The organism is Herbiconiux ginsengi (genome assembly GCF_900107435.1).
Lineage (GTDB): Bacteria > Actinomycetota > Actinomycetes > Actinomycetales > Microbacteriaceae > Herbiconiux > Herbiconiux ginsengi.
The window spans coordinates 1,382,766-1,402,359 of the sequence record NZ_FNPZ01000001.1 but is presented as its reverse complement, the minus strand read 5'-3'; the positions used below and the strand labels follow the sequence as shown (position 1 = coordinate 1,402,359).

18 protein-coding genes are annotated in these 19,594 nt (G+C 68.2%); 13 read left to right on the top strand and 5 right to left on the bottom strand.

What is annotated here, in order from left to right; all coding sequences use genetic code 11:
• Positions 1 to 15: 15 nt before the first annotated feature.
• Together BLW00_RS06705 and BLW00_RS06700 are read right to left on the bottom strand one after the other, a co-directional pair.
• Positions 16 to 1,035 carry a helix-turn-helix domain-containing protein gene (locus tag BLW00_RS06705; protein ID WP_092550869.1) on the bottom strand — a complete coding sequence of 340 codons (1,020 nt, stop codon included), beginning with the start codon at positions 1,033 to 1,035 and terminating at the stop codon, positions 16 to 18.
• A gap of 83 nt (positions 1,036 to 1,118) precedes the next feature.
• The gene (locus BLW00_RS06700) at positions 1,119 to 2,846 is read right to left on the bottom strand and encodes an RNA polymerase sigma factor (protein WP_175494164.1); all 1,728 of its coding nucleotides are present in this window, start codon (positions 2,844 to 2,846) and stop codon (positions 1,119 to 1,121) included.
• 245 nt (positions 2,847 to 3,091) lie between these two features.
• On the opposite strand from BLW00_RS06700, the gene BLW00_RS06695 reads away from it, so the two are divergent.
• From BLW00_RS06695 to mnhG, 7 genes are all read left to right on the top strand, one after another.
• Entirely contained in the window at positions 3,092 to 4,747 is a 1,656-nt protein-coding gene (locus tag BLW00_RS06695) for a helix-turn-helix transcriptional regulator (protein WP_092550863.1), read from the top strand.
• Between the two features lie 75 nt (positions 4,748 to 4,822).
• Positions 4,823 to 7,915, top strand: coding sequence for a Na+/H+ antiporter subunit A (locus BLW00_RS06690; protein ID WP_092550860.1), 3,093 nt, complete (start codon positions 4,823 to 4,825; stop codon positions 7,913 to 7,915).
• Positions 7,912 to 8,406 (top strand): sodium:proton antiporter, encoded by a 495-nt coding sequence (locus BLW00_RS06685; protein ID WP_092550857.1) that lies wholly within the window; start codon positions 7,912 to 7,914, stop codon positions 8,404 to 8,406. Before BLW00_RS06690 ends, BLW00_RS06685 begins: the two co-directional genes overlap by 4 nt.
• The gene (locus BLW00_RS06680; RefSeq protein WP_092550854.1) at positions 8,403 to 10,007 is read left to right on the top strand and encodes a Na+/H+ antiporter subunit D; all 1,605 of its coding nucleotides are present in this window, start codon (positions 8,403 to 8,405) and stop codon (positions 10,005 to 10,007) included. The genes BLW00_RS06685 and BLW00_RS06680 overlap by 4 nt, the downstream gene beginning before the upstream one ends.
• The gene (locus BLW00_RS06675; protein ID WP_092550851.1) at positions 10,004 to 10,588 is read left to right on the top strand and encodes a Na+/H+ antiporter subunit E; all 585 of its coding nucleotides are present in this window, start codon (positions 10,004 to 10,006) and stop codon (positions 10,586 to 10,588) included. Before BLW00_RS06680 ends, BLW00_RS06675 begins: the two co-directional genes overlap by 4 nt.
• Positions 10,585 to 10,848, top strand: a complete 264-nt coding sequence (locus BLW00_RS06670; RefSeq protein ID WP_092550848.1) for a monovalent cation/H+ antiporter complex subunit F — start codon at positions 10,585 to 10,587, stop codon at positions 10,846 to 10,848. The genes BLW00_RS06675 and BLW00_RS06670 overlap by 4 nt, the downstream gene beginning before the upstream one ends.
• Positions 10,845 to 11,249 (top strand): monovalent cation/H(+) antiporter subunit G, encoded by a 405-nt coding sequence (mnhG, locus tag BLW00_RS06665; RefSeq protein ID WP_092550845.1) that lies wholly within the window; start codon positions 10,845 to 10,847, stop codon positions 11,247 to 11,249. The genes BLW00_RS06670 and mnhG overlap by 4 nt, the downstream gene beginning before the upstream one ends.
• Here mnhG and BLW00_RS06660 read toward each other — a convergent pair.
• Positions 11,246 to 12,589 (bottom strand): hypothetical protein, encoded by a 1,344-nt coding sequence (locus BLW00_RS06660; RefSeq protein WP_092550842.1) that lies wholly within the window; start codon positions 12,587 to 12,589, stop codon positions 11,246 to 11,248. The two genes, mnhG and BLW00_RS06660, sit on opposite strands and share 4 nt — an antisense overlap.
• Before the next feature lie 139 nt (positions 12,590 to 12,728).
• On the opposite strand from BLW00_RS06660, the gene BLW00_RS06655 reads away from it, so the two are divergent.
• The 6 genes from BLW00_RS06655 (at position 12,729) to BLW00_RS06635 (ending at position 18,529) form a co-directional block, all read left to right on the top strand.
• Positions 12,729 to 13,322, top strand: a complete 594-nt coding sequence (locus tag BLW00_RS06655; RefSeq protein WP_139256651.1) for a hypothetical protein — start codon at positions 12,729 to 12,731, stop codon at positions 13,320 to 13,322.
• A gap of 78 nt (positions 13,323 to 13,400) precedes the next feature.
• Entirely contained in the window at positions 13,401 to 15,980 is a 2,580-nt protein-coding gene (locus tag BLW00_RS24220; protein WP_281242393.1) for a LuxR C-terminal-related transcriptional regulator, read from the top strand.
• A 74-nt stretch (positions 15,981 to 16,054) separates the two neighbouring features.
• Positions 16,055 to 17,026, top strand: a complete 972-nt coding sequence (locus BLW00_RS06645; protein WP_092550833.1) for a hypothetical protein — start codon at positions 16,055 to 16,057, stop codon at positions 17,024 to 17,026.
• 155 nt (positions 17,027 to 17,181) lie between these two features.
• The gene (tatA, locus tag BLW00_RS24315) at positions 17,182 to 17,487 is read left to right on the top strand and encodes a twin-arginine translocase TatA/TatE family subunit (RefSeq protein ID WP_322788333.1); all 306 of its coding nucleotides are present in this window, start codon (positions 17,182 to 17,184) and stop codon (positions 17,485 to 17,487) included.
• Positions 17,453 to 17,587, top strand: a complete 135-nt coding sequence (locus BLW00_RS24215; RefSeq protein WP_281242395.1) for a hypothetical protein — start codon at positions 17,453 to 17,455, stop codon at positions 17,585 to 17,587. The genes tatA and BLW00_RS24215 overlap by 35 nt, the downstream gene beginning before the upstream one ends.
• Positions 17,588 to 17,602: 15 nt before the next feature.
• Positions 17,603 to 18,529, top strand: coding sequence for a helix-turn-helix domain-containing protein (locus BLW00_RS06635; RefSeq protein WP_092550830.1), 927 nt, complete (start codon positions 17,603 to 17,605; stop codon positions 18,527 to 18,529).
• A gap of 45 nt (positions 18,530 to 18,574) precedes the next feature.
• Here BLW00_RS06635 and BLW00_RS06630 read toward each other — a convergent pair whose 3' ends face one another.
• Together BLW00_RS06630 and BLW00_RS06625 are read right to left on the bottom strand one after the other, a co-directional pair.
• Complete coding sequence (locus tag BLW00_RS06630) at positions 18,575 to 18,868, bottom strand: hypothetical protein (protein WP_092550827.1); 294 nt, start codon at positions 18,866 to 18,868, stop codon at positions 18,575 to 18,577.
• Between the two features lie 103 nt (positions 18,869 to 18,971).
• Positions 18,972 to 19,535: a hypothetical protein gene (locus BLW00_RS06625; protein ID WP_092550825.1), complete on the bottom strand. Its 564-nt coding sequence runs from the start codon at positions 19,533 to 19,535 to the stop codon at positions 18,972 to 18,974.
• Positions 19,536 to 19,594 lie beyond the last annotated feature (59 nt).

Here is a 19,594-nt window from a genome sequence, read left to right as displayed (position 1 = left end):
GCGGAAACTCCGGCCTTACAACCAGCCTCGACGCGCGGCTTCCAGCCCCGCCTGGAACCGGGTGCTCGCCTCGAGCTCGTTCATCAGCTCCTGGCTGCGGCGGCGCAACGTGCGGGGCGAGATCTGCAGCTGGCGGGCGACGGCGTCGTCTTTCATACCGACGGCCATCAGCGACAGCAGGGTGCGCTCTTCCGGCGTGGCCGAACGGATGCGCCCCGCGCCGCGCACCGCGCCTTCCGGGGGCGCCGACCCGTTCTCCAGCTGCGCTCGCGCATCCCCGAGCGGCAGCGATCGGGCCCAGTGGAACTCGAACAGCTGGCGCAGGGCATCCACGAGCGGCTGCGAGGAGGTGACGAGCGCAGAGATGCGGCCCGGATCGAGCGTCAGCGACACCAGTGCCGTGCGGCGATCCACGATGGCGAGCTTGGTGGGCAGATCGGGGGCGATGCGCGCCTGTTCCCCCTGGGCGGCCAGGTCGGCCACCTCCTCCCAGGTGGTGCCGTCGTCGAAGCTCTCGATCGTGTAGATGGCGCGCCATTCGACACCGCGGCCGAGGGCGGTGGCCTCGACCGGGTCGAGCGAGGCCGACACGTAGGGCGGACGATCGAAGGCGAGGAACTCGGTGCGCGCCTGATGCTGCAGGCGGGTGTACCAGGCGGCCACCGCATCCGCGTCGGCGAGCACGGTGGTCTGGGTCTGGTCGATCCCGGTCGGCGGCACGCGCTCGAAGAGCTCCACGAGCTTCGGCAGCGACTCCCGGATGCGCAGCACCTGGTCGCCCATCCGGTCGGCGATGGCGCGCAGGGAGTAGCCCGGGTCGACCGGCGTGTAATCGCGCTCGGCGCCTTCGAGGCGCGAGGCCAGCCCCAGATCGCGCAGGTCTTCGAGCATCGCGGAGGCGGCGGGCAGTCCGAGGTCGAACTTCTCCGAGACGTGCGCCGCGTTCGAGCGGCCCTGGGTGAGCAGGTCGAGGTACACGCGTTCGCTCAGCGGGTCGAGCCCGGCCACATCGAGGAAGGGGATGTCGTCAGCCACCCCTCCACCCTACGGTCGCCCTGGGCTCCACAGATGGGATCACCTGTCGCGCACGTCACCCCGGACCCTCCGGACAGGCCCTTCTACGGATCGACGAGATCGAACGTCATCTCCTCGGGGTCGGGCCCCCACGGGTCGAAGATGACCTCCGGGTCGAACACGTCGACGGCTGATTCGACCACCGGACCCCAGAATCCGTCGCTGTCGAGGGCGCGGAAGCTGAAGTAGTACCATCCGCGTGCGTTCAACAGAAGTCGTTTGCGTGTGTACCCGTTCTCGTCCAGCGTGATCGTCGCAGAGACTCCTTGCATCGTGGTGACGGATACTCTGCCATCGGGCGGGCCCGTGATCGCTATGACGACGCCCGTGGTCTGCGCTTCCTCGACGGTCATGTCTTCGAACCCGGTGAGTTGCTCGAATCCCCTCAGCTGGAGTGGCAGCACCGTGAACGTTCCTGCGACGGCGACGGATTGCGATGTCGCGTTGTAGGCCCAGACCTGGTAATCGTAGGTGCCTGCGTCGAGTTGAAGCGCGCGCGGGTCGAAGCTCCAGGTGCCGTCGTCGGCGACCACAGGAGCGTAGCGCCGTGCGTCGAGTGCGACAGCGACGTCGTCTCCGGGAGATGTTCTCCCGGTGATGACTGGTGCCGAGTATCCGGTGTACGTCACGGGGCTGGTGACTCCCGGGGAGAGCTGGGTCGATGGCTCCGTGCCTGGTTCAGGGGTGTCAGGCGGGGCGGGCGTCGGCCGGGGCGGCGCACTGGGCATTTCTTGGTCAGGGTCGTCGATGAGGGTGACCGACGGGACCGTCGGATCCGTCACCAGCCGCCCGGTGGGCTCCTCGTCTGACACGGGCGATGCCGGCGTGGGAGGCGCCGCAGGGATGGGGGGCGCCACGGGGATGATGGCGGACGGAGCCGGGCCGGATTCCGGCACAGGAGCAGGTGGCGACACGCTCACCGGAGCCGCGGCGTCGGCCGGTGCGGATGACGGCGGCGCTGTGATGACGACCGAGGTCACGATGAGTCCGCCGACGGCGGCCACCGTCGCACCGCCGATGAGAAACCAACCCGAGACTCCGGCGATGGCTGCAGCAGCGGCGGTTCCCGACGACAGGGTGACCGTCGTCGTCGCTCCCACACCCGCAGATGCCAGCACAATCGCGAGAGCGCCACCGCGGAGCCCGGCGGCACGGGCACGGGTGCTTCGCAGGAGGTCCTCGCAGACCGAGCAGGTGCGAACATGGGTCGTGACGGCGACGGCGACGGCGCCGTTGTTCGGCTCGGTCAGGTACTGCGGAATCAGACGGGCCACGTGGTCTGTGTCGTCGCGAAGCGCGGCGGGAATCTGTTGGGTGAGCCACTGGAACCTCAGACCGGTGCGCGCCCGCCGTTGCAGTGCGGACACCGCGTTCGGCTTGATTCCCAGTTCCTTCGCGATCTCGGCTCTGCCCGCTTCCGTGACCTCGGCGAGCCACAACACGCGCTGCCACCGGTCGGGCAAGGAGCGGAATGCGGTGATCACGTCCTCGGAGTCCGATTTCTGCTCGAGCAGGCTGAGGCCGTCGCGGAGGTCCGCCTGGTCGAGGTCGTCCGAGTTGAGATACCGCCCCGCCTGCCGTTCCCACTCGGCAGCCGTGTTGCGTATCACTGCCTTGAGATAGGACCGGAACGCGAATTGGGGCCCTTTGTCGGTTGTCGTGACTTGGTGGAGGATCGCGACGAACGCCTCGGACACGAGGTCGTCGGCTTGAGCCGGAATCAGTCGACTGGCGTATCGGTAGGCGGCATCCGAATGGCGTCGCCACAGCATGTCATAGCTGTCGCGATCCCCTTCCCGAACTGCCTTCAAGAGCTCCGTATCGCTGGCACCCCGCATGTCCGCCCCTCCCCCAAGGCTCCGTTCGGGGCAAGAGCAGAGCGCTTGCCACCATGCGTGACGTCACTTTTCTCGCGTTCGTCACTCCTTAATCTTCGGACACTCCATTGGGGATACGAAATCGACGGGGGCGCAATGTGAAAGCAGTCGAACCAGAAACACCACGTGGCGGATCGAGAATGGCGAACAAACTCGGTCCGGCATGGTCCCTCCCCGTCATCGCAGCGGCGCTCGCGCCTCCGCGCTCGAGCACGGAGAGCAGATGGGCGGCGGCGGGGCCGACCGGGGCGACGCTCGAGGAGCACCTGCGCGATCACGTCGCGAACCGTGATTGGGGGGCCGTCCTCGCCGTGCTGCAAACGGAGTGGGTGACCCAACTCCTGGCGGATCCGCAAGGCCTTCGTACTGCCATCGAATCCCTTCCCGTCGACATCCTCCAGCAGGCTCCGGGGTGGGTCATCGCGCGAAGCTACCTCGATCGACTCGTCGGCCCCGCCGAGAAGCTGACCACCAGCTATCGGCATCCCCCGATCACGGGCACTCCACGCACCCTGATGGACGTGCTCGTCGTGTTGACCAGCAAGATCGCCGATCGCCGCGCAACAGGGCGGATGGCGGCCGCCGCCGCGGGGGCCGCCGAAGCACGCGCACTCCTGGCCGAGAGCGACGACGAGGCGATCGACGGGCTCCATCCGCTTCTTCCGGATCTTCACTATCAGTGGGGCATGGCGTGGGAGTACGCCGAAGACCTCGATCGAGCGGCTCTCGAATACACCGACAGTTTCAATGCCGCCGTCTTGGCCGGGCATCGCTTCATCCAGGCAGCGGCTGCCGGGTCGGTGGCGTGGGTGCACGCGCTCGCGGGCCGGAACATCCAAGCCCGCCACTGGCTTCGACGCGTGCCCGATCCCACGGGGGAATGGTGGGAAGATCGCGCTTCGATCACGGCCCGCTTCGCCCGCACCCACCTGCTCCTCGACGAGCTCCGCGAACAGGAAGCCGGCGTCGAACTGGCGAAGGTCGACTTGGCCGCGTCGCCGGAGCGGTGGCCGGCACAGAAGTACCTCGCAGCGATCACCGAGAAGGATCCGTCGCGCTCCTTCGACGTCGTGACCCAGATCGATTCGAACCGCCCCGCCACCGACAGCAGACCTGAGAACGAAGGCCAAGCCCCGATCGTCGCCGTTGCACGCTCGATCCTGCTCACACGCGTGGGAGACTTCACGGGCTCCAGGAACGCCATCCGGCAGCTGACCGACGCCGCGGATACGGGCGGCTTCGGTTCTCAACTCGGCCTGCTCTGGGACGTCGGAGCGGCACTGCTCACCGAGGATCACTCCCGGGTCGCACGCGAAGCGGCGATGCTGATTCAGAGCTCGTTCGGCACGCCCCGCATCCTCATCGGCGCACTCGCCCTCCGCGCCGCCGCAGCACGCCGCACGGGCGACACGGAGACGGCGTCGAACGCCTTCGAGCTCGCCTCGCAACATGCTCGCCGACACCGACTCTATTTGTCTCTGACGCTCATCCCGCGAACCGATCTGGCCGAACTCCTCGCCCTCCACCCCGGCTCGATCCCCGACCACCTCCACGAGGATCTTCTGTCGAACGCGGTCTCCGATGGAGCCCATGATCCATTCCGCCGGCTCAGCGCCCGCGAACGCGAGGTCGCCACCACCGCCGTCCGCTACCAGAGCATCGCCGAGATCGCGGCTGCACTCTTCGTGTCGACGAACACGATCAAGACGCAGCTCCGCAGCATCTACCGAAAGGTCGGCATCAACTCTCTCGAGGAACTCCGTACGGTCACCGTCTCGGGGCGCGCTACGGCATGATCGGCGCCACAGCCCCGCTGAGCGGCCCCGGGTAGACTGGACACCTGCCCCTCTCCCCGACACGAGGAGATCCGCGTGATCCTGGTCCTGCTGCTGTTCGCAGGGCTTGCAGCGCTCACTCCGTTGTTGACGAGGATGCTCTCGACCCGGGTGTTCTACGTCATCGCAGCCCTCCCGGCGGCCGCGTTCGTGTTCACGCTCACGCAGACCGACACGGTGCTGCACGGCGGGGCGGCGACCGAGACGGTGGAGTGGATTCCGCAACTCGGCATCGCCCTGTCGTTCCGGGTCGACACGCTCGCCTGGCTGCTCGCGCTCGTGGTGACCGGCGTCGGCGCCCTCGTGCTCATCTACTGCGCGCGGTACTTCTCGCCCCGGGAACCGGCGCTCGGCCGCTTCGCCGCCCTGCTGCTCGCGTTCGCCGGCACGATGTACGGGCTCGTCACCGCCGACGACATCTACATCATGTTCATGTTCTGGGAGATCACGAGCGTGCTCTCCTATCTGCTCATCGGCCACTACACGGAGCGCAAGGAGAGCCGTGGCGCCGCCCTGCAGGCGCTGCTCGTGACCACCTTCGGCGGCCTTGCGATGCTCGTCGGCGTGGTGCTGCTGACCGTGGATGCGGGCACCAGCTCGATCGCACGGCTGGTCAGCGACCCTCCGCCCGGCGGCCCGCTCGTCACGACCGCGATCGTGCTCATCCTGGTGGGCGCGCTCTCGAAGTCGGCTCTCGTGCCGTTCCACTTCTGGCTACCCGCCGCCATGGCCGCGCCCACGCCGGTGAGCGCCTACCTGCACGCCGCCGCGATGGTGAAGGCCGGCATCTACCTCATCGCCCGCCTCGCACCGGGCTTCGCCGACACCCCGGGCTGGACTCCGCTGCTCGTGAGCCTCGGCGTCTGGACCATGCTGCTCGGAGCTTGGCGCTCCCTGCGCCAGAACGACCTGAAACTGCTGCTCGCCTACGGCACGGTGAGCCAACTCGGCTTTCTGACGGTCGTCGTCGGCTTCGGCACCCGAGACGCCGCCCTCGCGGGGGCCGCCCTCCTCCTGGCCCACGCCCTCTTCAAGGCCACCCTCTTCTTAGTGGTCGGCATAGTCGACCACGACGAGGGCACCCGTGACCTCCGTGAGATCTCCGGCCTCGGCCGCAGAAGACCGTTGCTGCCAGCACTAGCCCTCATCGCCGTAGCCAGCATGGCCGGCATCCCCCCTCTCCTCGGCTTCGTGGCCAAGGAGGCCGTCCTCACCGCCTTCCTCGACGCCGACACCCCGTGGGGCTGGGTGGCCCTCATCGGCGTCACTCTCGGTTCGATCCTCACAGTCGCCTACTCCGCCCGCTTCTTCTGGGGCGCCTTCGCCACCAAGCCGGCTCCGGCGTCAGGTTCTGGGGGCTCCGGTGTGGCGGGCGTTCACGGGCAGAGCCCCCAGAACCTGACGCCGGAGCCCCCCGCGACGCACAGCGAGCCCACGCACAAGCCCGACAAAGCGATCCTCACCGCCCCGATCATCCTCACCATCGCCACGATCGCCGGCGGCCTGGCAGCCACCCCCATCGGCCACGCCCTCGAGACCTACGCCGACACCGTCCCCGGCGGCGGCGACTACCACCTCGCCCTCTGGCACGGCTTCGAACCCGCGCTGGGCATCTCGGCCCTCATCGTCGCGGCCGGTCTCGGCCTCTTCGCCGTGCGCAAGCGGTTCGCGCGTCTGCAGAAGAAGGTGCCGCCCCTCATCGACGCCTCCCGCACCTACTGGTCGATGGTGCGCGGCGTCGACCAGCTCGCAGCCCGGGTGACGCTGACGGCCCAGAAGGGGGGTCTGCCGCAGTACATCGGCACGATCCTGCTCGTCTTCGTGCTCTGTCTGGGCGCGGCGACGGCCCTGAACCGCACCTGGCCCACCGAGTTCGTGGCCTGGGACTATCCGGCACAGGTGTTCGTGGCCGCCGCGATGGCGGTCGCGGCGGTGATGGCGGCGCGCGCGACGCACCGGCTCGCCGCCGTGCTGCTGGTGGGCGCGACCGGCTTCGGCCTCGTCGTGCTCTTCGCCTTCCACGGGGCTCCGGATCTCGCCCTCACGCAGGCCCTCGTCGAGAGCGTCACCATCGTCGTCTTCGTGCTGGTGCTGCGCCGTCTGCCGGTGAAGATCGCGCAGCACAACACCCCGGTGCGCAAAGGCTGGCGCATCCTCATCGGCACACTCGTGGGTGTGACGATGGGGCTCGTGGGCCTGATCGCTCTCGGCGCCCGCCAGGCGCCCGGGCTCGGCGAGGAGCTCGCGCGGCTCGCGGTCGAGGTGGGGCACGGCAAGAACGTGGTGAACGTGATGCTCGTCGACATCCGCGCCTGGGACACGATGAACGAACTCTCGGTGCTCGTCGTGGTGGCCACCGGCGTCGCGAGCCTCATCTTCGTGACCGGCCGCAACTTCACGGTGCCGCGCCTGCGTGAGTCGCGGAAGCGCCGCAGCGGCGGGGAGCGCACCCGCTTGGTCGACGATCCGCACACCGCCGCCTCGGCCGACGACCCGGATTCGCGCCAGCACTCGTGGCTGCTCGGCGGCAAGACGCTCTCGCCCGAGAACCGCTCCCTCATCCTCGAGGTGCTGGTGCGGCTCATCTTCCACCCCGCGATCGTGGTGTCGGTCTTCCTGCTCTTCGCAGGACACAACGCTCCCGGCGGCGGCTTCGCGGCGGGCATCCTGGCCGGGCTCGCGCTGATCGCCCGCTACCTCGCGGGCGGGCGCTACGAGATCGGCGAGACCCTGCCGATCGGGCCCGGCGTCATCCTCGGCGCCGGCATGCTGCTCGCCACGGGCACCGCGGTGGGGTCGCTCTTCTTCGGCGGCGAGATCCTGCAGTCGGCGTATTTCGAGGCCGACGTGCCGATCCTCGGCCACCTCTCCTTCGGCACCTCCACCATCTTCGACATCGGCGTCTACCTCGTGGTGATCGGTGTGGTGCTCGACATCCTGCGCGCCCTGGGCGGCGAGGTCGACCGGCAGCAGGCCGAGGACGACGTGGATGCCGCGCCCGACGACCACTCGGTGGTGGCCGACGAGGCCGAGACCCGCGGCCGGGTGGCCGGGCGCGACACGAGCGGTCCCGCCGACCGCCGCGCGGCCGGAGCCTCGACCGGCACGAGCGGGGGCGGTGCCGCATGAGCGCCTCATTGACCCTCGTGGTGTTGATGGCCGTGCTGTACGGCGCCGGCGTCTACGTGATGCTCGAACGCAGTCTCACGCGCATCCTCATCGGCTTCCTGCTCGTCGGCAACGCCACGAACCTCCTGATCTTCCTGATGTCGGGCCGATCCGGCGAAGCGCCCATCATCGACGGCACCACGCAGCCCGCCGACATCGTCGACCCGGTGCCGCAGGTGCTGATGCTCACGGCGATCGTCATCAACTTCGGCGTCACCGCGTTCATCCTGGCGCTCATCTACCGCTCCTGGTGGCTCTCGAACCTCGGCGACGAGGGTGACGACGTCACGAGCGACGAAGAGGAGATGGATGCCGCCGAGGCCGATGAGGCCCTCGTGTTCCACACCAACCTCGAGGGCGACGACGACGCGGTGCGCGCCGTGCTCGGCGAGGGCGCCGACGACGACCCCGACCCGGAGCCCAGCGAGCAGGATCGGGACGTGATGCGATGAACGCTCTCGTTCCGCTGCTCGTCATCATCCCGCTCGTCGGAGCGGCGATCACGCTGATCCTCGGCCGCTACCGGCGCGTGCAGATCGCGATCAGCGTCACGGCGCTGGTGGCCGTGACGGCGACCGCCGCCGTCCTGCTCGCCGACGTCGACCGCACCGGGGTGCCCGCCGTGGTGGAGGTCGGCGCCTGGCCGCCGCCCTTCGGCATCGTGCTCGTGGTCGACCGGCTGGCGGCCATCATGGTGGTGGTGTCAGCGCTGATGCTGCTCGGCGTGCTCGTGTTCGCGGTGGGTCAGGGCATCGCCGACCGGGATCGCGACACCCCGGTCTCGATCTTCCACCCCACCTACCTGATCCTGGCCGGCGGGCTGTTCGACGCCTTCATCGCGGGCGACCTGTTCAACATGTACGTCGGATTCGAGATGCTGCTCGCGGCCAGCTACGTGCTGCTGACGCTCGGCGGAACCGGGTCGCGCATCCGGGCCGGCGTCACCTACGTCGTCGTCAGTCTCGTGTCGTCACTGCTGTTCCTCGGCGCCATCGCGCTCATCTACGGCGCCACCGGAACGGTGACGATGGCGCTGCTGTCCGACCGCATCCGGGAACTGCCGCTCGACGTGCAGGTGATCCTGTGCGCGGCCCTGCTGATCGGATTCGCGGTGAAGGCGGCCGTGTTCCCGCTGTCGTTCTGGTTGCCGGATTCGTATCCGACGGCGCCCGCACCCGTCACCGCCGTGTTCGCCGGGTTGCTGACGAAAGTGGGTGTGTACGCCATCATCCGCACCGACAAGCTGCTGTTCTTCGACGTGCCCCTGACGGTGCCGCTGCTCATCATCGGCGGGCTGACGATGCTCGTCGGCATCCTCGGTGCGCTCGCGCAGGCCGACGTGAAGCGGCTGCTCTCGTTCACGCTGGTGAGCCACATCGGCTACATGATCTTCGGCGTCGCGATCGGCACCGAGCTCGCCACCGGGGCCACGATCTACTACATCGTGCATCACATCACGGTGCAGACGGCCTTGTTCCTCGTGGTGGGGTTGATCGAGCGGGTGGGGCGGTCGACATCGATCACGCGGCTCGGCGGGTTGCTGAAGAAGGCGCCGTATGTCGCGATCCTCTTCTTCATCGGGGCGCTGAACCTCGGCGGCATCCCACCGTTCTCGGGGTTCCTCGGCAAGATCGGACTGTTCGAGGCGGGTGCGGCCTCACCCTCGCCGCTCGTGTACGTGCTGATCGGTGCCGGCGTCATCACGTCGTTGCTCACGCTCTACGCGCTGATGCGGGTGTGGAACATGGCGTTCTGGCGGCCGAAGGAAGACGTGGAGGGCTACGAGTCGCCGCTCATCGAATCGCTGCAGGAGAGCCCCGAGTCGACCGACGGCACGGCGATCGGCGTCGCGACCGCGGTGGGCACCTCGAAGCTCATGGTGGGGGCGACCACGGGTCTCATCGCGTTGACCCTCTGCCTCACGGTGTTCGCGGGGCCGCTGTTCGACCTGGCGCAGCGGGCAGCGGGCAACGTCGCGACGCCCGAGACCTACGTCGACTCCGTGTTCCCCGGCGGCGTGCCGGACAGCCTGTCGGGAGGTGATGCGCGATGAAGGCTCGGATCGCAAGCGGGCTGGTGCCCTTCCTCGGCCTCGTGCTGCTCTGGATGCTGATCTGGGGAGAATTCACCTGGCTGTCGCTGCTCACCGGTGTCGTGCTGAGCCTGCTCGTCTCGGTCGCGTTCTACCTGCCGGCCGTGGCGCTGAGCGGGCGGCTGAACATCCTGCGCGCCCTCGCGTTCGCCGGGCGACTGCTCGTCGACATCGTGCTGGCGTCGTTGCAGATCGCCTGGACGGCGGTGAACCCGAGGTACCGCCCGAGCAACGCCATCATCGCCGTGCCGTTGCGCACGCGCTCGGATCTGGTGATGACGTTCACGGCCGAGGCCGTGTCGCTGGTGCCCGGATCGATCGTGCTCGACGTCGACCGCGAGACCGCCACGCTCTACCTGCACGCGCTCAACGTGCGATCGGTCGACGACGTTCCGGCCCTGAAGCGCTCGGTGCTGGCGACGGAGCGTCGGCTGATCCTGGCCGCGGGCTCGGCCGACGACCTCGCGCGGTTGCGGGAGGCGGAGGCGGCGGGCGGTTCGGATGCGCCGGGCTCCGTGCGCCGGGAAGGGGGCGCCGCATGATCGTCGTCATCATCATCGCCGGGCTGCTGTTCGCGGCCGGCGCCGTCGGGGCGCTGTGGCGAATCATCCGCGGCCCCTCGGCGCTCGACCGCATCATCGCCTCGGATGTCCTGGTCGCCACCGCGATGTGTGCGATCGGCGCCGAGATGGCGATCAACCGCCACACCGACACCCTGCCCGTGCTGCTCGGACTCGCCCTGTTCGGCATCGTCGGCTCAGTGAGCGTCGCCCGCTTCCTGGCCTCGAGGGACGACACATGAACCCCATCGACCTCGGCTTCGACCTGCGCGACGTCATCACGGCGGTGCTCGTACTGCTCGCCGCCCTCATGTGCTTCGCGGCGGGAGTGGGCCTCATCCGCTTCCCCGACGTGCTGTCGCGGCTGCACGCGGCCACGAAGCCGCAGATCCTCGGCATCATGGCGATCGTGGCGGATGTCGCGGTCACGAACCCCTCGGTCGGCACGATCACCCTGGCGGTCGCGATCATCGTCTTCCAGAGCCTCACCGCGCCCGTCTCGGCCCACATGGTGGGCCGAGCGGCCTACCGCACGAATCACTTCCGCCGCGACATCCTCGTGCTCGACGAGCTCACCGCGCAGTCCTTCGAGCAGGCCCACGCGCCGCGTGAGATTCCACCGATCGATCAGGTGAAGGGCTAGAAGCACTTCGGCCGGGTGATGAAACTCACGTGCGGAATGCCCTGCACTTCGTCGAATTCGGAGATCGCGCCGGTCACGCCCGATGCGATGACGCCGCTGCCGTACCAGAGGTCACCGTTGGGACGAAGCCACACGTTGTAACCCACCGGGATGGAATCCGCGAGAACCGGGCTGAGCGCCCCGTATCCGCCGATCAGGTCCCAGTTCTGAGCCGCGCCGTTCTGCGTGAAGCTGACCCGCGGAACGCCGATCGACGGATCGAATTCGGCGGCCGCGTGGGTCACGCCCGACGCGATGACGCTGTTGCCGTACCAGAGGTCACCGTTGGGACGAAGCCACATGTTGTAGCCCACGAGGGTCGCGTCGGCGAGAACGGGGTTCACCGTTCCGTATCCGGCCACCGGGTCCCAGTTCTGAGCCACGCCGTTCTGCGTGAAGCTGACTCGCGGGATGCCGAGCGCTTGGTCGAATTCGGAGATCGCGCCGGTCACGCCCGATGCGATGACGCCGTTGCCGTACCAGAGGTCACCGTTGGGACGAAGCCACACGTTGTAACCCACCGGGATGGAATCCGCGAGAACCGGGCTGAGCGCCCCGTATCCGCCGATCAGGTCCCAGTTCTGAGCCGCGCCGTTCTGCGTGAAGCTGACCCGCGGAACGCCGATCGACGGATCGAATTCGGCGGCCGCGTGGGTCACGCCCGACGCGATGACGCTGTTGCCGTACCAGAGGTCACCGTTGGGACGAAGCCACATGTTGTAGCCCACGAGGGTCGCGTCGAGCAAGGCGGTGGTGAGACTGCCATACCCGATGACCGGATCCCAGTTGGTGACCTCTCCGGTCATCGTCACGACCACCGGGGCAGTCGCTGAAGCGCCGTTGCTCGCAGTCGCAATCAGGGTGAGGTCTCCACCGCCCGTTCCGACGGTGGTGATGGTCCCGGCAGGAATCGTGACGCGCCCGGATGCGTCAGTCGGCCCGAACGCGCGAGTGGCTTCCGTGCCTCCGTCGGCCCACGCCAGGCCCGCCGGAAGCGTCACGTTCACCGACTGTCCAGCCGGCGAGGCCGTGGGATCGCCGGTTGCCACCTCGACGGTGACGGGGCCGAGGTCATCGCAGCTGTCGACGGCATAAGGTCCGTTGATGAAGGTCAGTGTGGGGTTCGTCGCGGATGCCGCGGCGAGGGGGGTGGCGACGGCGAGCGCGATGACCGGGAGAGTCCAGGCGGCGCCGGAGAGCACCGTGCGCCGGTCTAAGCCGGGATTGGCGGGATGGACCGGTATTGCCCGGTCTTCGCCCAGGATCACGGGGCGGTCGTCTTTGTTGCGGTCGTCCGTCATTGCCAAGTACCGGCCTTCTGTGAGAGGAGTGGTCAGTGCGATGCTGGCGACAAGAGACGTGTCAGTGCCAGAGAACGGATGCAGTCTGGCCGAAATACGTCTCGAGGATGGCCGAAACCTGTTCGAAGGCGGAGTGATGATGAGCAGTGCGCGTTCAGGCCGCCCGTGGTTCTCGACGCCGGTGTTGATGACGTGTGCGGCGTTCGCTGCAGCGGGGGTGGTGGCGTATGTCCCGCTGTCAGCACCGGGCGGTGCGATCGCAGCTCTTGCGCCGCCGCTCTACGCGATCGTCGCCGGGGTGCAGAGCGTGATGGTCTTCACGGCGCGCCGGTTCACGGGGATCACCGGTACTGCCACGATCACGGGCCTGATCGGTGCCCTGATCGCCGCCGTATTCAGCCCGGTGGGGCCGATCTTGGTGCTTCTCTGGACACTCACGGGTGCGATCTTCGATCTGACGCTTCTGCTGTGGGAGAGGCGCTCGCCTGAACCCGCTCGCCCCCTGGGCCTGCACGACGAAGCACGCTTTCTCGTCGCGGCGGCCGCGGCGGCCGCCGCGCTGTTCGCCGTGTCGTTGCCGGTGTTCTCGCCACACCACCTCTCACCCGCGTGGCTCGGACTGACACTCGCCGGACGACTGATCGGAGAGCTCGGCGCTGTCGTCGTGGCCGGGCTCGTCGTGCGCGCCCTGGTTCGCGTCGGCATCCGACGGCCGGTCCACACGCGGCGCTGACGGCGAGGCGATCGCGCCCCGTACGTCTCGATTACGCTGGAGAGCGGGTGAACTAGTGGGGGGTTCTCGTTGTCGTTCGTGCCGGGGGCCGAGTTCGCCTTCTTGCCTCGCCTTCCCGCGTCGATCGTCTCCCGCCCTCGTCTGCTGCAGCGGTTGGCCGAGTACGACGGGCATCCACTTCTCATCGTGCGCGGGCCAGGCGGGAGTGGGAAGACGACACTTCTTGCGAGCTGGGCGCTGCAGCAACCGGGCCCCGGCGTGTGGGTGACGGTGGATGCGTCGAGCCGGAGTCGTGTGGCGTTCTGGCAGAGAGTGGTCGCCGCCATCGTCACGGCCGGGCTCCCACCCGACGGCGCACCGTTGCGCGAGACGGTGGTGACGTTCGAATCCACTCCGTCCCTTCGCACCATGCTGCTGCGAGGTTTCACCGCATTACCGGAGACGATCACGGTGGTGCTCGATGACTACGACGAGGTCACGGACACGGAGGTCCACGACGACATCCATTGGTTGTTGAGGTCGGGTGCGAAACTGCGGATCGCCATCGGGACCCGGGTCGCGGGTGCGCTCGAGGACCTCGAGCACGTGGCCCGGGTCGACACGGGGATCGTGCTCGCGCCCGAGCTTCCCCTCAGCCAGGAGGAGGTCGCGCAAGCCGCCGATGCCTTGGGGGTGGCGGATACAGCGGCCGTTCCCGAGATCCTCGCGGCGTTCGGCGGATGGGCGCTGCCCACGCGAGCCGCACTCCTGGAATTGGCGCTCGGCCGGGCTACGAGCGTGAACGACGCCGTTGCGCGCGTGGAGCGCTCGGGAGGGTTCGTGCTCGATCCCAGCGATGCGGACTACGAGGCGTTCCTCCTGCGGTGTTCGGTGGCACGGCGCCTGACCCAGGCGCTTGCGGTCGAACTCGGAGGAAGCGATGCCGAACGTCTTCTCGCGCGAGCGGAGCGCGACGGGCTGGGAACCTGGTCGACCCAGACGGAGCCGGAGTTCGTGCTGAACCCCTTCTTCCGGCAGCAACTGGAGGCTACCCTTGTCACCCGATTGCCTGACGAGGTGCCGGTTCTGCGCGCCACCTACGCACGCGATCGAGCCGACCACGGCGATCCGCTCGAAGCGACCCGGCAGTATGCGGCCATCGGAGATCTCGGGCAGATCGTGGTGCTGGTGCGCCGCTTCTTCAATGATCTCCTCCTCACCCATGTCGAGGAGTTCGTGAAGATCCTCCGCGCTGTCGATCAGGCCGAGTTGAGCCGGCATCCGGAACTCCTCGTCATGATCATGCTGCGAACGTATGCCAAGCCTGGTGAGCCCCGCTTGAGCCTGCTGCACATGGCTTCGCTCGCGATCTCGGCGGCACGCGCACGTCTGGGCCGTGGCAAACCCGTCGACAGGATTTCGATCCTGCTCGCCATCCTCGGCGCTCAGCGGGCCGCCGGCCACTACGATCCGGCGCTCAAGACCGCGGCACAACTCGCCTCCACCCTTGCGGTGCTCGATCGCCCGAGTCAGGAGGCGCTGGCCGGGATGCTCCCCAGTGCGTGGGTGCAGCTAGCGACGACCTTCTTCTATGCCGGCGATCTCACACGGGCAGCTGAGCTGTTGCACGTCGCCGCGAGGGTCGCCGAAGAGCGCGACCGAGCCTGGAACACCGTGCACGCCGCGAGCATGCAGACTCTGGTGCTCGCTGTCGGTGGCGACATGACAGCGACCCGATCGGCGCTCGAGAAGGCGGAAGCGGTCCGGCGTCCGCAAGGTTGGCGAGGCACCTACAGCTCCGCTGGACACCATCTCGGCGCGTCGTATCTGGCGCTCGAACGGTTCGACACCGCGGCGGCTCGCCGGGAACTCGCCGAGCTCGCGCGCCACGAGCTCACCATCGAGCACTGGGCGCTGATCGCCAACCTCCGCGCCATCGCCGCCCTCGTCGCCGGCACCCCGAACCTCGGCCTGACCACCTTGGACCGCGACCTTGCTGCTCATGCGGGCCGCCCGCCGACCAGTCGCGCCGTGTCGGCCATGCTCGCCGCCACGCGCACGGATCTCCTGATCGCCGACCATCAACTCCGCCGCGCTGCCGGTGCAGCGAGCCGGGAACGGCCCTACCCAAGTACCCACCTTGCCCGCGCCAGGCTGGAACTGTTCACCGGTGGGTTTCATCGTGCGGCCGGAACGGCCGCACGTGTCGCCTGGTCGGAGAATCCGCACCCGCGGGCAAAGGCCGAAGCGATGCTCATCGTCGCCTCGGCCTCACATCGCTTGGGGAACACTGCAGATGCTGTGGAGGCGCTCGAGCGCGCCCTCGAACTCCTCGACGCATTCGAGCTCCGCCGCCCCCTCATCGGCATACCGCGATCCGACCTCGAGGCGTTGCTGGAACGGCTCGGCATCAACAGGAGCGGATTCCTCTCCGGAGTGCCAGACGTGTTCCCCGAACCGACCGATGATTGGACACTGACCCGCGCACAGATCCGGGTGCTGAAGGCCCTCGAACACACGGGACGCATCGATGAACTCGCGGCGACCCTGCACGTCTCCACCAACACGGTGAAATCGCACCTGACGAACATCTACCGCAAACTCGGCGTGCGCTCCCGACCCGAAGCGCTCGCAACAGCACGCATCCACGGTATTCTGCGCGACGATTCCGAACGGTGACAGAGGGTGATTTCCGGTGCGATAAAACGAGGGTCGTGAATCGATTCAGGCGCTCCCGAGGACACGCTTCCCTCGTGCCTTCCTTCGTTCAGCCGCATCGCGACGGCAGCCCGCTTCCCTCACGCCGGTCGACGACGCCGGACGGCGTCGTCGGCGCCCGCACCGCGGTCCGAGGTGTGGCGCGCCGGAACGCCGACGCGGTCGCTTGGTTCGCGGAGCGCGGCTACCAGGCGACTGCGCGCGACCTCCAGCTGTTCGCCGACGAGATCACCGCTCCGGAGTTCCGCATAGCCCGCACGTGGCGCACTTCGGGTCGCCTCGAATCACACCGGCCACGTGGCACGGCGCTGCTGCTCATCCAGATCGAAGGCACCACGCGGATTCGCTTCACTCGAACGAATGGAGCAGACGCCGCTCTGGAAGCGGGAGACCTGGCATACCTCCCGACCGGCAGCACTTTCACGCTGTCCAGCGACATACCGTCGGCGCAGATCGAGGTGGAGACGACCGGCATCGCTCTTCCTCCACTGGTGGCATCGTCGCTGAGTGAGGGCGCCGTGTTCCATGCGCCTCCGCCCAGCGCCCGAGCCGTGCTCGTCGAAGTGGTGAACACCGTCCTCAACTCGACCATGCACCCGAACGATCATGGGTTTCCCGCATTCCGTCTCGCGCTCCGCCACCACGTCGCGTCCCTGCTCCTCGATGCCACTCCCACCGCCGCCGATCCCGCCCGGTCGGGTCGCGAGGCGGTCTTGTACCGACTCGCCCGGGATGTGATCAGCCGCCGCGCCATCGACCCGGCGTTCTCCGTCACCGCGCTCGCGCTCGAGCTCCGGATCTCGGCGCCCTATCTGCGCCGCATCTTCGCTTCCCACGGCAGCACAGCGCGGGCCGAGATCCGTGCCGCTCGCGCCGCCATGGCGCGCAGTCACTTGCAATCCGCCAGTTCCCGTCACCCGCTCACGCTGACGGACGCAGCGCGCCTGGCGGGATTCCGGGACGTCACGACTATGCGTGCCGCGCTGCGAGACCACCCCGAGGCCTGACCGGAATGCCCAGTGCCGGGCAGGGCCCAGCAACACACCATCGCAGAGTCCCGTTCGGCGGCGAATCGCCGCAGATGCGATACAGAATCCACGGCTGGCCGCTCCAATGCTCACAGCGCTCGCCATCTCGCCTCCCGGCCTGTTTACGATGACGAGTGACGGTCGCGACCCCATCCCGCTCGTCACGCGCCCCGCGGACAGAGTCCCAACTCTGCACCCAGACCCGCGGGGCGCACCCCCTTCTCACCGCCCACCTCATCGATTGGACAACCGTGCTCGGCAACCTCAATGGGTGGCATCTCGTGATCATTCTCGCCGTGATCCTGCTCTTGTTCGGCGCCACCCGACTCCCCGCTTTGAGCAGGTCGCTAGGCCAATCGATGCGGATCTTCAAGGACGAGACACGAGCCGGAAGGGAGGCCGACGATGACCCGAACCGACAGCAGCCGAATGAGTCGTGAGCCGGTGAGCAAATGGTTCGTCGTCAAGTTCTCGACCATCGCCGTGACGGGGATCGCGGCCATCATGCTGACGATCATCGCCTTCGCACGCCAGCCCTGAACGACACCCGTGCGAGTGGAGCGTGGGGTCGCGAAACGGGACGGTGCTGCGGCCCAGTGGTTCGAAGGCCGGGGGCAATGGATCGCGCCGCAGCAGTCCGTCCAGGTCTTCGCGGATACTCTGAGTGCGTCTGGTTTCGAGGTCGCGCGCGTGTGGCACACGACGGCTCATCTCACGCACCGCGCAGATCGTCATGCTTCCGGCTTCGTGGCGATCATTCAACTCGACGGCGAGACGATGCTGACGACCGGTGCGCAGGCCGAACCGATCCGGCTCGAGCCGGGCACATGCACGCTGGTGGCTCTGTCCGACCATTTCGAATTGAGGTCCAGGGCACCCGCGGCCCGGATGGAGATCTCCTCTGATCGCATGCAGGCTTCGCCGGCCCTTTCGCGCAGTATTCGGGTCGTCGACGAATCCGGATACCGCGCCGCCCTCATCGCCACCGTGAACGCGGCGCTGTCCTCCGCCGTGAGCCCCCAGGATGCCGCGTTCGCCGACTTCCGTATCGCGATCGAGCATCTTCTGGCGGCGTCATTCCAAGAGCCGCCCCCTCCGGTGCGGCCGAGCCGTCAGGAGACTCTTGTCAACGAGGCTCTGGGGATGATCCGTCGCGAGGCTCGTGACCCGCGCTTGTCCGTCGGCGTTCTGGCGCGGCGCTTGAACGTGTCCGAGCGAACACTGCGACGCGCGCTTTCTCAGCGCGGGACCTCGGTGCGGGCAGAGATCGCGCGCGAGCGCGCCCGGTCAGCGCGAGACCTGCTCGCACGCGCCGCTCCCCAGTCGTCAGAGGATTTGAGATCGATCGCGAGCAGCACGGGATACACGAGTGTGCGCTGGATGCGGGAATCACTCCGCAGGCACGCCACCACCGGCACGGAACCCGGTCACGGATCGACCAACGTGGGTGCACGCATCGGCGAAGATCCGGCCGGCCGATAGCCCCGAGACTTCTCTCGTCGCCAGGATCGCGCCGCCTGTGCCACTTCACGTGACGCTCTCGGCGGTTCCGCCTCCAGCGCCGTGGTGACAACGAGACACGATGAACCGGGGGGCCGGGTAGACCGGCAGGTCAGTTCGCTCGATCTGTCGTCTCGCCATGTGAATCGAAATCGGTTCACTCACCAGGAGCGTGTAAAGCACGTCTCCCAGTACGAGGAAATCAAGGAAGCCGCCGCCGTTCTCCGCCACCGAGGCGATCTCTCGGGAGAGCGCATCACGATCCGCGACCGGGGACAGCACCCACTCCTCGTGGCACGCGACGAGGACGGTCATCTCCATCGTTCCCCTTTCGCCGGGTACCTGACCGTACCGACGAATGCGGCATCAGCCAACACCACTAACGGGGGTCTTGACCAATGCGCGCCGACCGGTGCCGCGCGGGTCAGCCCGCCGCGGTGCAGCGCGATTCGCTGTGGATCGTCGCCTTCACAGCCGTGTCGTCGGGCGCGAGCGTGAGCTCCACCGGCACGAGGTTCTTGCCGATCACGAGCGCTTCGCGACCGCCTTCGGTGCCGAAGGGCGAGGAGCTGACCTTCCATTCGCGCTGTTCGTATGCCGCGGTGATGGTGTCGATCGCGTCGCCGGGGCTCACGGAGGCGGGCAGCGTCTCGGTGCGGGTGACGACGTACTGCTGCCCGGCACCGCCGTCGGGACACGGGATGACGTCGGTCGCGTCATCCGCCGGCCCGACCGGGTCGCCCAGGAGGCCGGTGACGGTGTCGACCTCGGTCATGACCTCGGCGGTCACGCCCTCGAGCGTGGTGGGTGCGCTCGGCCGTGCGACGGCGACGCCGATCCAGACCGCGGCGACGACCGCCCCCACGACACCGACGGTGACCAGGGTCGCCGGCCGCAGCAGTCCGCCCCACCGCTCCCCCTTGGGAGGCAGGCGCGGCGGCTTCTTCGGGGCGAAGAGCCGCCAGGTGCGGCTGTCAGAAACGCTCATCTCCTCCAGGCTACCCGGGCTCCGCTGCGAGGCGGCGGCGCGTCCGCGCGCTTCGGCGG